A 15,320-nucleotide genomic window follows, 5' to 3' on the forward strand; every position below is an offset into this window, starting at 1 on the left:
TAGCTTTAAGATCCCACGTCTCTTCATTTATCTAACGCCCCCGGTGCATTATCTATGACAACAAACGCCGTCTCTCGTCGGATCGCGTGGCTTCGGGTAGTCACGCTGGCTGTCGCGGCCTTTATTTTCAATACTACTGAGTTCGTTCCGGTTGGCCTGCTGTCAGATATCGCCGACAGCTTTGGCATGCAAACCGCCGAGGTCGGCATTATGTTGACCATCTACGCGTGGGTCGTGGCGGTAATGTCGTTGCCATTTATGCTGCTCACCAGCCAGATGGAGCGCCGCAAGCTGCTGATCGGGCTCTTTGTCCTGTTTATTGCCAGCCATGTGCTCTCGTTCCTGGCGTGGAACTTCACGGTGCTGGTCGCCAGCCGCATCGGCATCGCCTTCGCCCACGCGGTGTTCTGGTCGATTACCGCTTCTCTGGCTATTCGTATGGCGCCCGCAGGAAAACGCGCTCAGGCGCTGAGCCTGATTGCCACCGGCACGGCGCTGGCGATGGTTTTCGGCATCCCGATTGGCCGTATCGTCGGCCAGTACTTTGGCTGGCGCACCACCTTCTTCGCCATCGGCGTCGGGGCGCTGATAACGCTGCTGGCCTTGATTAAGCTGCTGCCGCGCTTGCCAAGCGAACATTCCGGTTCGTTGAAAAGCCTGCCGGTGCTGTTCCGCCGTCCGGCGCTAATGAGCATCTACCTGCTAACCGTCGTGGTGGTCACCGCCCACTACACCGCTTACAGCTATATTGAACCCTTTGTCCAGACCGTGGCCGGACTGAGCGGCAACTTTGCCACTGTGCTGCTGCTGATTCTTGGCGGTGCGGGAATTATCGGTAGCGTGCTGTTTGGCAAATTGGGGAACCTGCATGCATCCGGGCTCATCAGCAGTGCGATTGGCTTGCTGCTCGTTTGTCTGCTGCTGCTGTTGCCTGCGGCACAGGATGCGACACATCTGGCGGTACTAAGCATCTTCTGGGGAATCGCCATTATGGTGATTGGCCTGGGTATGCAGGTGAAGGTTCTGGCGCTGGCACCGGATGCCACTGACGTGGCGATGTCGTTATTCTCTGGTATTTTCAATATCGGGATTGGGGCTGGCGCTCTGCTGGGCAGCCAGATTAGCACCCACTTATCGATGTCATCCATCGGCTATGTGGGCGCCGTGCCCGCGCTGGCGGCGTTTATCTGGGCGGTGGTCATTTTCCGCCGTTGGCCAACGGCATCGTTAGAAGAACAGGCTCATCAGCATTAACACGCGTGATCAGGCCGGGAGTGAGTCCCGGCCTGACTGCTATTACGCGGGATAGGTTTTAATAATTTCCAGCACGCCGTTAATAATAAACTGCACCCCCATGCACACCAGCAGGAAGCCCATCAGACGGGAAATCGCCTCGATGCCGCCCTTGCCCACCAGACGCATAATGGCGCCTGAACTACGCAGGCAGCCCCATAAAATCACCCCCACCAGCGCGAAGATAATCGGCGGCGCGACCAGCACCACCCACTCCGGGAAGTTGACGCCATGCTTCACCGTTGAAGCCGAGCTGATGATCATCGCAATGGTACCAGGGCCTGCGGTGCTGGGCATCGCCAGCGGCACAAAGGCGATATTGGCGGTCGGCTCTTCCTGAAGCTCTTCGGACTTACTGCGCGCTTCCGGTGAGTCATGCGCCTTCTGCTGCGGGAACAGCATGCGAAAACCAATAAAAGCGACAATCAGCCCGCCGGCGATACGAAGGCCAGGTATTGATATCCCGAATGTATTCATCACCACCTGGCCCGCATAGTAGGCCACCATCATGATGGCGAAAACGTAAACGGAAGCCATCAGCGACTGTCGGTTACGCTCCGCGCTGTTCATATTCCCCGAAAGGCCGAGGAACAGCGCGACGGTGGTTAGCGGGTTAGCCAGCGGTAGCAACACCACCAGACCCAGCCCAATTGCCTGAAAGAGTTCCTTCATAAGCGTTTAAAAATCCTGTCTGTTTTACGGAAAAAATCGGTCTGTACGCCAGGTCGGCGCCCTTTTGTACAGCATCTCTTGCTACGGGGTGCTCCTTTACAGGATATCCTATTTAGGCCTTCCTGAAGCGTTTTAGCAATTCGTGGCATCGCCTGACCCATTCAGTTGACTTATGGTTGCGTGAGAAATAATATCCATCGCAACTAAAGTACTTGCCAGGGCAACCATTGTGAACAGCACAAGCGATCTCTTCAATGAAATGATTCCACTTGGGCATTTGATTCACCTGGTTAACCAAAAGAAAGATCGCTTACTCAACGAGCATTTATCGCCAGAAGACATTACCGCCTCACAGTTTAGAGTGCTGTGCTCTATTCGTTGTAAAGGCAGTATCACCCCCGTGGAATTGAAAAAAACCTTGTCGGTGGATCTGGGCGCGCTCACCCGCATGCTTGACCGTTTGCTGTGTCGGGGCTGGATAGCCCGGTTACCCAATCCAAGCGACAAGCGGGGTGTATTGATTCAGTTGACGCCGGAAGGCGCAGCCATTTGTGAACAATGCCATCTGCTCGTTGGGCAAAACCTGCACCAGGAATTAACAAAAAACTTAACGGCAAATGAAGTAGCAACACTCGAGCTTCTGCTTAAAAAAATATTGCCGTAAACAGAAGAAGAGGTAAGACGATGTCCAGACGTAACACTGACGCTATTACTATTCATAGCATTTTGGACTGGATCGAAGAGAACCTGGAATCGCCGCTGTCGCTTGAAAAAGTGTCAGAACGTTCTGGTTACTCCAAATGGCACCTGCAGCGGATGTTTAAAAAAGAGACCGGTCATTCATTAGGTCAGTACATTCGCACCCGTAAGCTGACGGAAATCGCCCAGAAATTAAAAGAAGGTAATGAGCCGATTCTGTATCTGGCCGAACGCTACGGTTTTGAATCTCAGCAGACGTTGACGCGAACGTTTAAAAACTATTTCGACGTGCCACCGCACAAGTACCGCGTCACCAATATGCACGGAGAGTCTCGCTATCTCCACCCTATTAATCACTGTGTTTGTTAATCGCCTGCAATAAGACGTATCGAGGAAATAATGAAACTGTTCGCTTCCGTTGCCTTCGCCCTGCTAGCGATGGCCTCAACTCAGAGCTACGCGGAGCAACTTCCGGCCCACAGAACTGCGCACGACACCATGCTGATGCCGTCCGCCAGCAGCCAGTCACCGTTTGATTTCAATCATATGGGTGCCGGTAGCGATAAATCTGATGAGCTGGGTGTACCTTATTACAATGAAAATAATCGCTAAACATTCATTGCCCCGCTATCGCGGGGCTTTTTTTAGCCCTTCACCACCCGCCGCATCCCTGGCAAACGTAGACCAAAGACGTTAATAAACAGTCCGGCCATAATCAACAGCGCACCAATCAACTGCATTGCCGACAACGTTTCATCCAGCAACAACGCTGCACTGGCGAGCCCCACCACCGGCACCAACAGTGACAGTGGAGCCACGCGCCAGGTTTCATAACGGCCAAGCAGCGAACCCCAGATGCCATAACCCACAATGCTGGCAATAAACGAGAGATACGCCAGCGACAGTATGGTCGTCAGGTCGATGTGAATCAGGCTTTGGGTCATCAACTGCGGCCCCTCGAAAATCCACGAGCTCAGCATAAACGGCAGAATAGGAATCAACGCGCTCCATACCACCAACGACATCACCCCGGGTTTCGAATCATGGTGCAGGATTTTCTTATTAAAGATATTACCGCAGGCCCAGCACAGCGCCGCCGCCAGCGTCAGCATAAAGCCCAGCAGCTTAACGTGTTGCCCGCTCATACTGGTTTCAATCAGCACCAGCACGCCAAACACCGCCAGCGAAATCCCCACCAGCTGTTTACGCTGCAGTCGCTCACCAAAGGCGAAGGCACCAAGAATGATGGTAAAGAAAGCCTGCGCCTGAAGCACCAGCGAGGCCAGCCCAGCCGGCATGCCGAAGTTGATGGCACAAAACAGAAAGGCAAACTGGCCAAAACTGATGGTGAGCGCGTAGCCAAGCAGCAGCGGTAGCGGAACCCGCGGACGTGGAACGAAGAATAGCGCCGGGAAAGCGACAAATAAAAAGCGTAGCCCCGCTAACAGCAGCGGCGGCATACCGTGCAGGCCGACTTTGATCACCACAAAGTTCAGCCCCCAAACCACAACCACCAACAGCGCCAGTAGCCCATCTTTACGCGTCATGCCTCGCCCCAACATTTATTAAATTTATGTAAACCTAACCAAAGTAACGAAAAATTCAGACGAGGAATAGATCATTATTTTTGGCAGTTCAAAATCGCACTCCCCAACACGACCACGGCTATACAAGCTGCTTATGGCATGATATTTGTGAAAGAGATAACAAAAAACAATACAACGACATCTATCAGGCAGGAAAATGAAACCAACGACCAGACGATCTACGATCGCGCTACTGGCATCGTCGTTACTGTTAACTATCGGACGCGGCGCCACACTTCCCTTTATGACCATTTATCTCACGCGTCAGTACGCAATGACGGTAGATACCATCGGTTATGCCATGTCCATTGCGCTGGTGGTTGGCGTCATGTTCAGCCTCGGCTTCGGGATTCTGGCCGATAAATTTGATAAAAAACGCTACATGCTGATTGCCGTCGCCTTTTTTATCTGCGGTTTTGTCGCCATTCCGCTGGTCCATAGCGTGGTGCTGGTGGTTTTTTTCTTCTCGCTGATCAACTGCTCGTACTCGGTGTTTTCCACCGTACTGAAAGCCTATTTCTCCGATACCCTCGCGCCGACAACCAAAGCGAAGGTTTTTTCGCTTAACTACACGTTTCTGAATATTGGCTGGACTATCGGTCCGCCGATTGGAACGCTGCTGGTCATGCAAAGTATTAACCTGCCTTTCTGGCTGGCAGCGATATGCGCGGCCTTCCCGCTGCTGTTTATCCAGCGCTATGTTGAACGTCTGAGACCAACAGAAATCCCGGAAACGCCCATCGCCTGGTCACCGTCAGTATTGCTGCGCGACCGGGCGCTGCTGTGGTTCACGCTGTCGGGCCTGCTGGCGTCCTTCGTTGGCGGTTCTTTTGCATCCTGCCTCTCTCAGTACGTGCTGGCAGTTGGCGACAGTAACTTTGCTGAAAAGGTCGTGGCCGTGATTTTGCCGGTGAACGCCGCCGTGGTCGTCACACTACAGTACGCGATTGGTCGCAAGCTCACTGCCAATAATCTGCGACCATTAATGACCTTTGGTACCGTTTGCTATGTGATAGGTCTGACAGGGTTTATGTTTTCTGGCGACAACCTGTGGTTCTGGGGGCTGGCGGCAGCCGTTTTCACCCTGGGAGAAGTCATCTACGCACCGGGTGAATACATGTTGATCGATAACATCGCTCCACCGGGCATGAAAGCCAGCTATTTTTCCGCTCAGGCGCTGGGGTGGTTAGGCGCTGCTCTTAACCCACTACTGACCGGGCAGATCCTGACCCATTTCCCGCCAGTCATGCTATTCCCCATCATGATGGTCACCATTGTGCTGGCGTGGCTGTTGATTTTCCGTGGAATTAAGGCCAGTACCTGGGGCACCACCGTCAGCGCGGCGTAGGGTTATCCGGGGCCAATTCGGCCCCGGGAAGAGATCGTTATGACCAAATGTCGGCCGCGACGCCCGTCACCAGGCGGACCTTGTCCCACTGCTGCTGCTCGCTCAGGCTGTTGCCCTCTTCGGTCGAAGCAAAACCGCACTGCGGGCTGAGACAAATCTGTTCCAGCGCAACGTAGTGTGCCGCTTCCTTGACACGCGCTTTCACGCCTTCCGGGTTTTCCAGCTCGCCGTTCTTGGTGGTAATCAACCCCAGGACGGCTTTCTGATGACCAGGACGAATAAAGCGCAGCGGCGCGAAGTCGCCGGAACGGTCGTTGTCGTACTCAAGGAAGAACGCATCGACGTTGACGCGGCCAAACAAAATCTCCGCCACCGGCTCATAGCCGCCTTCAGAAATCCACGTGGAGCGGAAATTACCGCGGCACACGTGCAGACCGATAATCAGATCGTCCGGTTTACCTTCCAGCGCGCGGTTCAGCACGTCGGCATAGATAGCCGCCAGTTGATCCGGATCATCGCCCCGCTCACGAACCTGACGACGCTGGTCTTCCGAGCACAGATAGGCCCAGACGGTGTCATCCAACTGCAGATAACGGCAGCCCGCATCGTAGAAGGCGCGGATAGCATCACGCCACGTGTCTGCCAGATCGTTGAAATAATCAGCCAGATCCGGGTATACGGTCGCATCAATATCCTTACGGCCCCCGCGAAAATGCAACACGCTCGGGCTTGGAATGGTCATTTTTGGCGTTGCGTCGCCGCTGATGCTTTTCAGGAAACGGAAATCCTCCAGCATTGGATGGTCGCCGAAACCAAGTTTACCGGTCACGCGAATGCCGTGAGCGCGAGTCTGTACGCCGTTAAACTGAATACCTTTATCTGAGTCATAGCGTTCCACGCCCTGCAAACCGTCGAAGAAATCGAAGTGCCACCAGGCGCGGCGGAATTCGCCATCGGTCACCACATGCAGGCCACAGTCGCACTGATGCTGCACCACGCGACGAATCTCAGCATCTTCAACTGCACGCAGCTGCTGCGCGGTAATTTCACCGTCAGCCAGCTGCTGGCGCGCCTGTTTGATGGTCAGCGGGCGTAAAAAACTGCCGACAATATCGGCGCGGTACGGGGCGTGTTGATGTGGCATGCGATTCTCCTTATTCACTCGGGCAAACTGGTTACCCGGTGTGATAATTTATTATTTGAACTTTTTAGCCTTCTGGATGGCTATATGTCCAGATAGTGTCATCCGTGTGCACCACAAGCAAACGAGAATAATTCATGATAGATGAAAAAAATTCACGATCCCTGGCTAAAGGCAAAACCTTCATCTTCCCAGCCGGTGATACCGCCAAGCATAATTTTCACCGGTCGGCCCAGCGTCGCCAGCTTTAATGCCGCGCGGTCAGCGCCATTGCAGTGTGGACCGGCGCAGTAGACCACAAATAAGGTCTCTTGCGGCCATTCCTGCATGCGTTCAGCGCTCATCTCAGCATGGCGAAGATGGATCGCGCCGGGTAAATGGCGTCGGGCAAACGTCCCGGCGCTGCCCACCACATGGAGCAGGACAAAATCCACTTCTGGCTCCTGCAGGGCGGCGTGCACGTCGGCGCAGTCAGTTTCAAAACCCAGACGCTGGCGAAAATGGGCTGCGGCGTCAGCCGCGCTGGCCGCCGGAAATTCGGTAACGTAACTCATCATTGACTCTCCCGTTAGGTATTACCACTATGGTAACGATGCGATGAGTATAAACAGGCTCCCGATAAGAGAACTGCCCACAGAAATGACAGAAAACAGCCAGAATATGACAATACGCGCCCCCCTGGTGGTGACGCTAGCCTACGACGGGCTCTGTACCTTTGAATTTGGCGTGGCGGTAGAGGTGTTTGGCCTGCCCCGGCCTGAAATGGGTGAAAGCTGGTATCGCTTTGCCGTTGCTGCCGTCGATGAAGGTGCCCTGCGCGCTACCGGCGGCGTTCGCGTGATGGCCGATGGCGACCTGAGCCTGCTTGAAGAAGCCGATACCATTATCGTCCCTGGCTGGCGCGGTGTGGATAGCCCGGTGCCGGAAGCGTTGAGCCTGGCGCTAAAGCAGGCGCATCGGCGCGGATGCCGGGTGTTATCTATCTGTTCCGGCGTGTTTGTTCTGGCGGCGGCTGGCCTGCTTGATGGTCAACGTGCCACGACCCACTGGCGTTATACCACGCTACTCCAGCAACGCTACCCGGCAATTAGCGTTGTGGATGACGTACTTTATATCGCCGAGGGGAACGTACTGACTTCTGCCGGCAGCGCCGCTGGCATCGATCTCTGCTTACACGTTGTCAGGCTTGATTTTGGGCTGGAGGCCGCCAACCGGGTTGCTCGACGACTGGTCATCCAGCCACACCGCGACGGCGCGCAAAAGCAACAAATTACCCGGCCCGTCGCCCGCTCCCGCGAAAGTCAGCGCTTAGGGATGTTATTTGACTTTCTCCACCAGCACCTGGCGGAGAGCCATAGCGTGCGTTCGCTGGCTGACAAAGTCGGCATGAGCGAACGCACATTCCTGCGCCGCTTCCAGGAAGCAACCGGAAAAACCCCTGCTCGCTGGCTGCTTGACGAGCGTTTGTTGCAGGCTCAACACCATTTGACTACCGGCAGAGACAGCGTAGAAAAGGTCGCGGAAATCACCGGATTTGGTAATGCCAAAAATCTCCGTCTGCGCTTTCAGCAACATTTTGCAATCAGCCCGCTGGCCTATCGAAAAAGATTTACCGCAACAAATAATTAATTCACAAATGAGGGCGTTAGTCTAAGTTTAAGAGAGTACGCTAATAGATGTTGCTAGTGAAATCGTTAAAGAGGAGGTCGTCATGCTGGATAATATGCAAGTGTTTCTGGTTGCCGTGGGACTCATTCTGCTTTCCGGTTTTCTCACCGCCTATTTAAGCGGAAAATGGAATGACTAACCAACACCACAATAATCATCCCGGATAAAGAGATAAAAAAAACCGCCAGAATGACTGGCGGTATAAATGCTTGCATGGATAGATTTTTACTTCTCCGGTTACCCGCTCTCCTTGATTAGGTAACCGTTGCTGTAAAATAATCCTACCACTGCGTTATTCAACTAAAGCTAAACGGCGAGTGCATTGTTTAAGCCATAATTTTTCCACGCCTTTTTACTCTGACAACCGGCCTGACGGCCAGCCCACAATCTGCCGGAACGTGATTCCTGTAGGTCCTGATGCTCAGGACGGGTGGACCAGATGGACTCGCGACGCGTTTTACGCTGGGATTTTTTCATTCGTGCCTCCGGGCAGATTGTCGATATTAAATCCATTAACTCAACGATTTACGCAGCAATATTAGCAAGTTGAATGGCGAGTTTCTTCAACAACTGCACGTATTTGTAAAGAGCCTGTGAGCCAGCGCACTTAACCCCCTTAAACAATAATCCCCTACCGAAAATGTCAGGTTGCGAAACGACTACGGTACCGTAAAATCTCATCGGCTATCCTCCCTGAACGGGAGGATAGTCAGAATGCTCTATCTTATTGTGATACTTAACCCGCCAGCCCTGTGTGCGGGTTCTTTTTATATTTTTCAGCATGGCCCTACGCGTAAAAAATGACGACAGGCATGCCCTTAACACCTGGTTTAGTCACTCAAGCCACGGTTTTTAAGCATCGGCGAAATTAACGGATCATGCCCACGCCAGTCTCGGTACAATTTTTCTAAATCGCTACTATTACCCTGGGATAAAATCGCATCACGGAATCGCTGCCCGTTTTCACGATTTAAACCACCGCGTTCAACAAACCACTGGTAACCGTCGTCAGCCAGCATTTGTGTCCACAAATAGGCGTAATATCCGGCAGCATAACCGCCGCCAAAAATATGTGAGAAGTAGCTGCTGCGATAACGCGGCGGTACAGCGATGAGATCGATATTTTCGCGATGGAGCGTCTCGGCCTCAAACTCTTCCACATTCTTCGGCAAGGCACTGGCGGATAAACTATGCCAGTTCATATCCAATAACGCGGCGCTGAGCAGTTCAGTCATATCGTAACCTTTATTAAAGCTCGACGCGCGGAACAGACTTTCACGCAGCGCATCCGGCATCGGCTCACCGCTTTCATGATGACGCGCATAGTGGGCGAATACGTCGGGATGACTGGCCCAATGTTCATTAATCTGCGATGGGAACTCGACAAAATCGCGTGGCGTATTCGTGCCAGATAACGTCGCATAGCGCTGTTTCGCGAATAATCCGTGTAGCGCATGGCCAAACTCATGGAACAGCGTGATCACGTCATCCCAGGATATTAGTGCGCTTTTGCCGGCGGCCGGTTTCGGGTAGTTGCATACGTTATAGATAACCGGACGGGTACCCAACAGGGTGGATTGCGGCACAAAATTGTCCATCCATGCCCCACCGCTCTTGCTATCGCGCGCAAAGAAATCACCGTAGAACAGCGCCATGCCTTCACCATCGGCATCAAATATTTCCCACACGCGTACATCAGGGTGATAAACCGGCAGGTCAAAACGCTCAACAAAGCGGATACCAAACAGCTGGCTGGCCGACCAGAACACGCCGTCAACCAGTACGCGCTCCAGCGCGAACCAGGGTTTAATCTGTGCTTCGTCGATCGCATATTTCTCACGACGAACCTGTTCGGAATAATAAAGCCAGTCCCAGGCCTGGGCAGTGAACGATGATGAGCCGTTGTCGATCAGCGCCTGGATATCCGCCAGCTCGCATTCCGCTCTGGCCCGTGCCGCAGGCGTAATTTCACGCATAAAATCAAACGCGGCTTTTGGTGTTTTCGCCATCTGGTCGGCCATGCTCCAGCTCGCGTAATCGGCATACCCCAGGAGTTCGGCCTGTCTGGCGCGGATGGCCACCAGTCTGAGAATACGCTCACGCGTATCGTTGGCATCTCCACGCTGGTTACGTTGCCATGCCGCTTTAAACAATTTTTCCCGGGTTTCACGTGAACGCAATGAGGCCAATGCAGGCTGCTGTGTCGTGTTGACAAGCGGAATCAGCCAACTGCCCGCCAGACCGCGCTCCGCAGCAGCGGTTGCGGCCGACGCGACTTCATCATCACTCAGACCAGCCAGGTCGGCCTCATTATCAACAACCAGCCCGCCATTTTTTGCCGCTCCCAGCAGGCACTGATGAAACTGGCTGCTTAACGTCGCCGCTTCGGTATTCAACGTTTTCAGTTCGGTCTTTTCTTGTGAGCCAAGCATCGCCCCGGCAAGAATAAAGCGATGATAAATCACCTCGATGAGTCGACAGGACTCGCTGTCCAGGTCCAGCGTTTCTCGCTTTTCCCAGACCGTCTGAACCCGCTTGAATAGCGCGTCATTAAGATAAATATCGTTTGCCAGCCCGGCAAGCTCTGCCGAGAACGCCTCATCAAGGCGCTGAATCTCATCATTACTATTTGATGCAGCCATCGCAAAGAAAACAGACGTCACGCGCGAAAGCATTTCACCGCTTTTTTCCAGCGCAATAAAGGTGTTTTCGAAAGTCGCCTCGGCAGGATTGCAGGCAATGTCGGCGATGTCCTGGCGTTTGCGTTTTAGCGCTTCGTCAAAGGCCGGACGATAATGCTCGTCTTTAATCACATCAAACGGCGGCGCCTGATAAGGTAAAGTGCTGCTGGCGAAAAAGGGATTCATAGCCGACATGTCATGCTCCTGAAGAAAACGGTTAACTCTGGCAGAATAAACAAATTGAGGCCGCGCTGCTCGATTATATCTTCAGAAGGCAAAAGGATTGGGCACTGAGAGCCTCCATCGCAATTGCGCGTTTGTTCCACAAGCGCAGCCTCCCTCAAATGTAGGTTAGATAACAGCGAGATTTCATATCCCATTAAAAAATCTAAAACTGTTTTTCTATTTATTCCAAAACATCAATCCGCCAGGATAGTTATGCACTTTTCGTTCTGCTATCGTAATGCAACACTTAAGCGTTGAAGGAACAGAGAAATGATCGTACTGGTAACCGGAGCAACGGCAGGTTTTGGCGAAAGCATCACTCGCCGTTTTATTGCCAACGGGCACAAAGTTATTGCCACTGGCCGTCGTAACGAACGTTTGAAAGCGCTGAAAGATGAGTTAGGCGACAGCATCCTGACCGTACAGCTGGACGTGCGCAACCGCGCAGCTATTGAAGAAACGATCGCCAACCTGCCAGCCGAATGGCGCGAAATTGATATCCTGGTCAACAACGCCGGGCTGGCGCTGGGTCTGGAACCCGCGCATCGCGCCAGCGTGGAAGATTGGGAAGATATGATCGATACCAACAACAAAGGGCTGGTGTACATGACCCGCGCCGTGCTGCCGGGTATGGTAGAACGCAATCGTGGCCACATTATCAATATCGGTTCAACCGCGGGCAGTTGGCCCTATGCAGGTGGCAACGTCTACGGCGCAACGAAAGCTTTCGTACGTCAGTTTAGCCTGAACCTGCGTACCGACCTGCACGGTACGGCCGTTCGCGTAACGGATATTGAGCCGGGTCTGGTCGGCGGCACCGAGTTCTCCAACGTTCGTTTCAAGGGTGACGACGCAAAAGCAGGTAAAACCTACGAAAATGCCAACGCGCTGACGCCAGAAGATGTTACCGAAGCCGTATGGTGGGTCGCGACGCTGCCGAAACACGTCAACATCAATACCGTTGAGATGATGCCGGTCAGCCAGACCTACGCAGGACTTAGCGTTCATCGCGGAAGTTAACATTTTATCCCAGCCCGACCCTCGGTCGGGTCTGGGCGCGGCGGCAAAAAAAGCGTAAAATAACAGCTTAATCAGCTGATAAGAACGACTCAATGGCCGCCGAAACACAACTGAACCCAACACAGCCCGTCAATCAACAGATTTATCGCATTCTGCGTCGCGATATCGTTCACTGTCTTATTCCGCCGGGCACGCCGCTTTCGGAAAAGGAAGTCTCTCTTCGCTTTGACGTTTCCCGCCAGCCGGTACGTGAGGCCTTTATTAAACTGGCCGAAAACGGACTTATCCAGATTCGCCCTCAGCGCGGCAGTTACGTCAATAAGATCTCCCTTTCGCAGGTTCGCAACGGCTGTTTTGTACGTCAGGCCATCGAATGCGCGGTAGCACGCCGAGCGGCAACAATGATCACCGATGCCCAGATCTATCAGCTAGAACAAAATTTGCATCAGCAGCGTATTGCGATTGATCGCCAACAGCTTAACGACTTCTTCCTGTTGGATGATGAATTTCACCAGCTGCTGTCAAATATTGCGGATTGCCAGCTTGCGTGGGATACCATCGAGAATATTAAAGCGGCAATTGACCGGGTGCGTTATATGAGCCTCGATCATGTCTCCTCACCGGAAATGCTGCTGCAACAGCATCATGAAATATTCAGTGCGCTTGAAAAACGTGATGCCGATACGGTAGAAAAAGCGATGACTGCGCATCTGCAGGAAATCAGTGAATCCGTATTGCTCATTCGCCAGGAAAACCGCGATTGGTTTAGCGAAGATTAAGAAGAAGGGCCTTCAAATTGAAGGCCCTTTTTTTATCGGATAACCATCGTCGGAATGTTGGCGTAACGTAGAATAGATTCCGCGTTCGACCCCAGCAGATGGGTTGTGATCCCGCGCTGACGGGAACCAATCACAATCACGTCGTACTCACCTGTCTTACTTAACGCGAGTACCTCATCGCGAATATTACCAAAGCGAACTTCGGTGTGTATGCGCTCTGCGGGCATATCAAATAGCCGCCGCAGACCCTTCATTTTGTTTGCCGATTCTGACTGCATAAATTCTTCGAATTTTTTAATATCCGAAGCAAAACCGCGCAAAATAGAACGATTGCTGTTTGGTAGTACGTTCAGCAGCGTAATTTCGCCAGACTCCCCCGCCAGATATACCGCATGACGAATAGCCTTATCACTTAAATCCATTTCAAAAATATCTACAGGCATGAGAATTTTTTTATACATAGCCCGAGCTCCTTATTCCAGAGGATCCATTTTTTGTTTCGCAATAACCATGCCATATTTATGCCTATTGATATAGCATTAATTCACAAAACTGATAGTTTCAGCGTGAAAATAATCGTCCATTATTTCAACTGACTTGAATTAACTTAAAGAAGTGTCATGCGGGGAAGAAAAGTGAGATGCCGCCATTGCTGGCGGCATAATAGACTCATTACAGCGCGGCAAACTCAGCAACGGTCGCTTTCGCGCCTTTACTCAGCAGTGACAGGTAAGCATTGGTCACCTGATCAACAAACTGGCCTTGTAGCGGCAGATCTTTACCGAAGATCGCTTCGATGGCCAGCAGCGCTTTCACGCGAGACTCGCCCTCTTCGCTCTGCTGTACCGCAGCCTGAATCACCGGCAGCAGCGGGTCGCACACTTCGATGGCATTGCCCTGCTCATCTACGCCGCCGACATAGCGCATCCAGCCCGCGACGCCCAGCGCCAGCAGCTTGAAGCTGCTGTTATCCGCCAGGTGCCAGCGCACGGAATCCAGCATACGCTGAGGCAGTTTCTGACTGCCGTCCATCGCGATCTGCCAGGTACGGTGGCGCAGCGCCGGGTTGGTATAGCGTTCAATCAGCAGGTCGGCATAACGCGCCAGGTCAACGTTCTGTACTTTCAGCGTCGGCGCCTGCTCTTTCAGCATCAGGTCGTGCGCAGCACGACGGTAGTTGTCGTCGCCCATGCAGTCGTTAATGTGCTGATAGCCCGCCAGGTAGCCCAGATAAGCTAGGAAAGAGTGGCTGCCGTTCAGCATGCGCAGTTTCATTTCTTCGAACGGAATAACGTCGCTCACCAGTTCGGCGCCTGCTTTTTCCCACGCCGGACGGCCTGCGACGAAGTTATCTTCAATAACCCACTGACGGAACGGTTCGCACGCCACGCCAGCCGGATCGCGAACACCGGTCAGTTGCTCAATTTTGTCCAGTGTTTCTGGAGTCACGGCCGGAACAATACGGTCAACCATGGTGGACGGGAACGTCACATGTGCTTCGATCCAATCGGCCAGCTCGGCGTCGACGGCGCGCGCATAGGCGCAAACGACGTTACGCATGACGTGACCGTTTTCCGGCATGTTGTCACAGGACATCACGCTGAATGCCGGCAGCCCCGCCGCTTTACGACGCGCCAGCGCCTCCACCACCACGCCCGGCGCAGATTTCGGCTGATGCGGGTTTTGCAGGTCGGCCACGATGAAAGGATGATCGAGCATCAGTTGTCCGGTTGCCGGAGAGTGGCAATAGCCTTTTTCGGTGATAGTCAAAGAGACAATCGCCACCTGCGGCTCGCACATTTTTGCCAGCACGGTTTCCAGACCATCGACCTGCGCATGCAGCGCTTCTTTGACAACGCCTACCACGCGGGCAGTCCATGCATCCGCGGACATCTCCGCCACGGTGTATAAATTGTCCTGATGATTCAGGTCGGCAATCTGCTGCTCACCGCCGATCAGGTTAACTTCGGTATAACCCCAATCGCTGCCGTGTTCTGAGGCGAGGATATCGGCGTATACAGCCTGATGGGCGCGGTGGAATGCACCAAAGCCCAGGTGCACAATACGTGGCACCAGTTTGCTGCGATCGTAGGTCGGGAGAGTTGCCTTAGCGGTTAATAGCGTATTCTGCATCTTTTTGACTCACTGTAGAGAATGTTGATTGCCATACTAGATTAACGAGTTCATCTGAGGAGATTTTGATTTGCA

General features: G+C 53.1%; 17 protein-coding genes. 9 read left to right on the forward strand and 8 right to left on the reverse strand.

From position 1 onward, the window contains the following. Positions 1-54 precede the first annotated feature (54 nt). On the forward strand, positions 55-1,254 hold the full coding sequence (locus ACW14G_RS00355; protein ID WP_167575795.1) for a sugar transporter: 1,200 nt from the start codon (positions 55-57) through the stop codon (positions 1,252-1,254). 42 nt (positions 1,255-1,296) lie between these two features. On the opposite strand, the gene ACW14G_RS00360 is transcribed toward ACW14G_RS00355, so the two are convergent. Continuing rightward, entirely contained in the window at positions 1,297-1,965 is a 669-nt protein-coding gene (locus tag ACW14G_RS00360) for a MarC family NAAT transporter (protein WP_065358073.1), read from the reverse strand. A 229-nt stretch (positions 1,966-2,194) separates the two neighbouring features. Here ACW14G_RS00360 and marR point away from each other — a divergent pair, with 229 nt between their 5' ends. The 3 genes from marR to marB are packed head-to-tail and all read left to right on the forward strand — an operon-like array spanning position 2,195 to position 3,276. After that, positions 2,195-2,629, forward strand: a complete 435-nt coding sequence (marR, locus tag ACW14G_RS00365) for a multiple antibiotic resistance transcriptional regulator MarR (protein ID WP_064545351.1) — start codon at positions 2,195-2,197, stop codon at positions 2,627-2,629. Between the two features lie 20 nt (positions 2,630-2,649). Then, positions 2,650-3,033 carry an MDR efflux pump AcrAB transcriptional activator MarA gene (marA, locus tag ACW14G_RS00370; RefSeq protein WP_163446402.1) on the forward strand — a complete coding sequence of 128 codons (384 nt, stop codon included), beginning with the start codon at positions 2,650-2,652 and terminating at the stop codon, positions 3,031-3,033. Between the two features lie 30 nt (positions 3,034-3,063). Next, a complete protein-coding gene (marB, locus tag ACW14G_RS00375) occupies positions 3,064-3,276 on the forward strand; it encodes a multiple antibiotic resistance protein MarB (RefSeq protein WP_163446403.1) in 213 nt (70 codons plus the stop codon). Between the two features lie 32 nt (positions 3,277-3,308). Here the strand turns inward: marB and eamA are convergent, their stop codons facing one another. Next, a complete protein-coding gene (gene eamA, locus ACW14G_RS00380) occupies positions 3,309-4,211 on the reverse strand; it encodes an O-acetylserine/cysteine exporter (RefSeq protein ID WP_249023246.1) in 903 nt (300 codons plus the stop codon). Positions 4,212-4,407: 196 nt separating this feature from the next. Here eamA and ydeE point away from each other — a divergent pair, with 196 nt between their 5' ends. Further along, positions 4,408-5,598 carry an efflux MFS transporter YdeE gene (ydeE, locus tag ACW14G_RS00385; RefSeq protein ID WP_249023245.1) on the forward strand — a complete coding sequence of 397 codons (1,191 nt, stop codon included), beginning with the start codon at positions 4,408-4,410 and terminating at the stop codon, positions 5,596-5,598. A gap of 37 nt (positions 5,599-5,635) precedes the next feature. Here ydeE and ACW14G_RS00390 read toward each other — a convergent pair whose 3' ends face one another. Further along, entirely contained in the window at positions 5,636-6,742 is a 1,107-nt protein-coding gene (locus ACW14G_RS00390) for a cobalamin-independent methionine synthase II family protein (RefSeq protein WP_249023244.1), read from the reverse strand. A 152-nt stretch (positions 6,743-6,894) separates the two neighbouring features. After that, positions 6,895-7,293 (reverse strand): rhodanese-like domain-containing protein, encoded by a 399-nt coding sequence (locus tag ACW14G_RS00395; protein ID WP_163446516.1) that lies wholly within the window; start codon positions 7,291-7,293, stop codon positions 6,895-6,897. An 85-nt stretch (positions 7,294-7,378) separates the two neighbouring features. Between ACW14G_RS00395 and ftrA the strand changes: the two genes are divergently transcribed. Next, the gene (gene ftrA / locus ACW14G_RS00400; protein ID WP_249023243.1) at positions 7,379-8,368 is read left to right on the forward strand and encodes a transcriptional regulator FtrA; all 990 of its coding nucleotides are present in this window, start codon (positions 7,379-7,381) and stop codon (positions 8,366-8,368) included. A gap of 82 nt (positions 8,369-8,450) precedes the next feature. Further along, entirely contained in the window at positions 8,451-8,546 is a 96-nt protein-coding gene (gene mgtS / locus ACW14G_RS00405; protein WP_163446408.1) for a protein MgtS, read from the forward strand. A gap of 167 nt (positions 8,547-8,713) precedes the next feature. Here mgtS and ACW14G_RS00410 read toward each other — a convergent pair whose 3' ends face one another. Further along, the gene (locus tag ACW14G_RS00410; protein ID WP_163446409.1) at positions 8,714-8,884 is read right to left on the reverse strand and encodes a hypothetical protein; all 171 of its coding nucleotides are present in this window, start codon (positions 8,882-8,884) and stop codon (positions 8,714-8,716) included. A 353-nt stretch (positions 8,885-9,237) separates the two neighbouring features. Further along, positions 9,238-11,283: a peptidyl-dipeptidase Dcp gene (dcp, locus tag ACW14G_RS00415; protein ID WP_455648412.1), complete on the reverse strand. Its 2,046-nt coding sequence runs from the start codon at positions 11,281-11,283 to the stop codon at positions 9,238-9,240. A 300-nt stretch (positions 11,284-11,583) separates the two neighbouring features. Between dcp and ydfG the strand changes: the two genes are divergently transcribed. Beyond that, complete coding sequence (gene ydfG, locus ACW14G_RS00420; RefSeq protein WP_163446411.1) at positions 11,584-12,333, forward strand: bifunctional NADP-dependent 3-hydroxy acid dehydrogenase/3-hydroxypropionate dehydrogenase YdfG; 750 nt, start codon at positions 11,584-11,586, stop codon at positions 12,331-12,333. 92 nt (positions 12,334-12,425) lie between these two features. Further along, positions 12,426-13,112, forward strand: coding sequence for a GntR family transcriptional regulator (locus tag ACW14G_RS00425; protein ID WP_163446412.1), 687 nt, complete (start codon positions 12,426-12,428; stop codon positions 13,110-13,112). A gap of 32 nt (positions 13,113-13,144) precedes the next feature. Here ACW14G_RS00425 and ACW14G_RS00430 read toward each other — a convergent pair whose 3' ends face one another. Together ACW14G_RS00430 and ACW14G_RS00435 are read right to left on the reverse strand one after the other, a co-directional pair. Further along, positions 13,145-13,573 carry a universal stress protein gene (locus ACW14G_RS00430; protein WP_167575790.1) on the reverse strand — a complete coding sequence of 143 codons (429 nt, stop codon included), beginning with the start codon at positions 13,571-13,573 and terminating at the stop codon, positions 13,145-13,147. Between the two features lie 211 nt (positions 13,574-13,784). Continuing rightward, positions 13,785-15,245, reverse strand: coding sequence for a mannitol dehydrogenase family protein (locus ACW14G_RS00435; protein WP_163446414.1), 1,461 nt, complete (start codon positions 15,243-15,245; stop codon positions 13,785-13,787). Positions 15,246-15,320: the final 75 nt, after the last annotated feature.

The organism is Kluyvera sp., from assembly GCF_965301105.1.

Coding starts and splice junctions, on each gene's coding strand:
- ACW14G_RS00430 (WP_167575790.1), bottom strand. CDS start 13,573: ATGTATAAAAAAATTCTCATGCCTGTAGATATTTTTGAAATGGATTTA.
- marB (WP_163446403.1), top strand. CDS start 3,064: ATGAAACTGTTCGCTTCCGTTGCCTTCGCCCTGCTAGCGATGGCCTCA.
- ACW14G_RS00360 (WP_065358073.1), bottom strand. CDS start 1,965: ATGAAGGAACTCTTTCAGGCAATTGGGCTGGGTCTGGTGGTGTTGCTA.
- ACW14G_RS00355 (WP_167575795.1), top strand. CDS start 55: ATGACAACAAACGCCGTCTCTCGTCGGATCGCGTGGCTTCGGGTAGTC.
- eamA (WP_249023246.1), bottom strand. CDS start 4,211: ATGACGCGTAAAGATGGGCTACTGGCGCTGTTGGTGGTTGTGGTTTGG.
- ACW14G_RS00395 (WP_163446516.1), bottom strand. CDS start 7,293: ATGAGTTACGTTACCGAATTTCCGGCGGCCAGCGCGGCTGACGCCGCA.
- ACW14G_RS00410 (WP_163446409.1), bottom strand. CDS start 8,884: ATGAAAAAATCCCAGCGTAAAACGCGTCGCGAGTCCATCTGGTCCACC.
- marA (WP_163446402.1), top strand. CDS start 2,650: ATGTCCAGACGTAACACTGACGCTATTACTATTCATAGCATTTTGGAC.
- ftrA (WP_249023243.1), top strand. CDS start 7,379: ATGACAGAAAACAGCCAGAATATGACAATACGCGCCCCCCTGGTGGTG.
- ACW14G_RS00390 (WP_249023244.1), bottom strand. CDS start 6,742: ATGCCACATCAACACGCCCCGTACCGCGCCGATATTGTCGGCAGTTTT.
- ydfG (WP_163446411.1), top strand. CDS start 11,584: ATGATCGTACTGGTAACCGGAGCAACGGCAGGTTTTGGCGAAAGCATC.
- ydeE (WP_249023245.1), top strand. CDS start 4,408: ATGAAACCAACGACCAGACGATCTACGATCGCGCTACTGGCATCGTCG.
- ACW14G_RS00425 (WP_163446412.1), top strand. CDS start 12,426: ATGGCCGCCGAAACACAACTGAACCCAACACAGCCCGTCAATCAACAG.
- mgtS (WP_163446408.1), top strand. CDS start 8,451: ATGCTGGATAATATGCAAGTGTTTCTGGTTGCCGTGGGACTCATTCTG.
- dcp (WP_455648412.1), bottom strand. CDS start 11,283: ATGTCGGCTATGAATCCCTTTTTCGCCAGCAGCACTTTACCTTATCAG.
- ACW14G_RS00435 (WP_163446414.1), bottom strand. CDS start 15,245: ATGCAGAATACGCTATTAACCGCTAAGGCAACTCTCCCGACCTACGAT.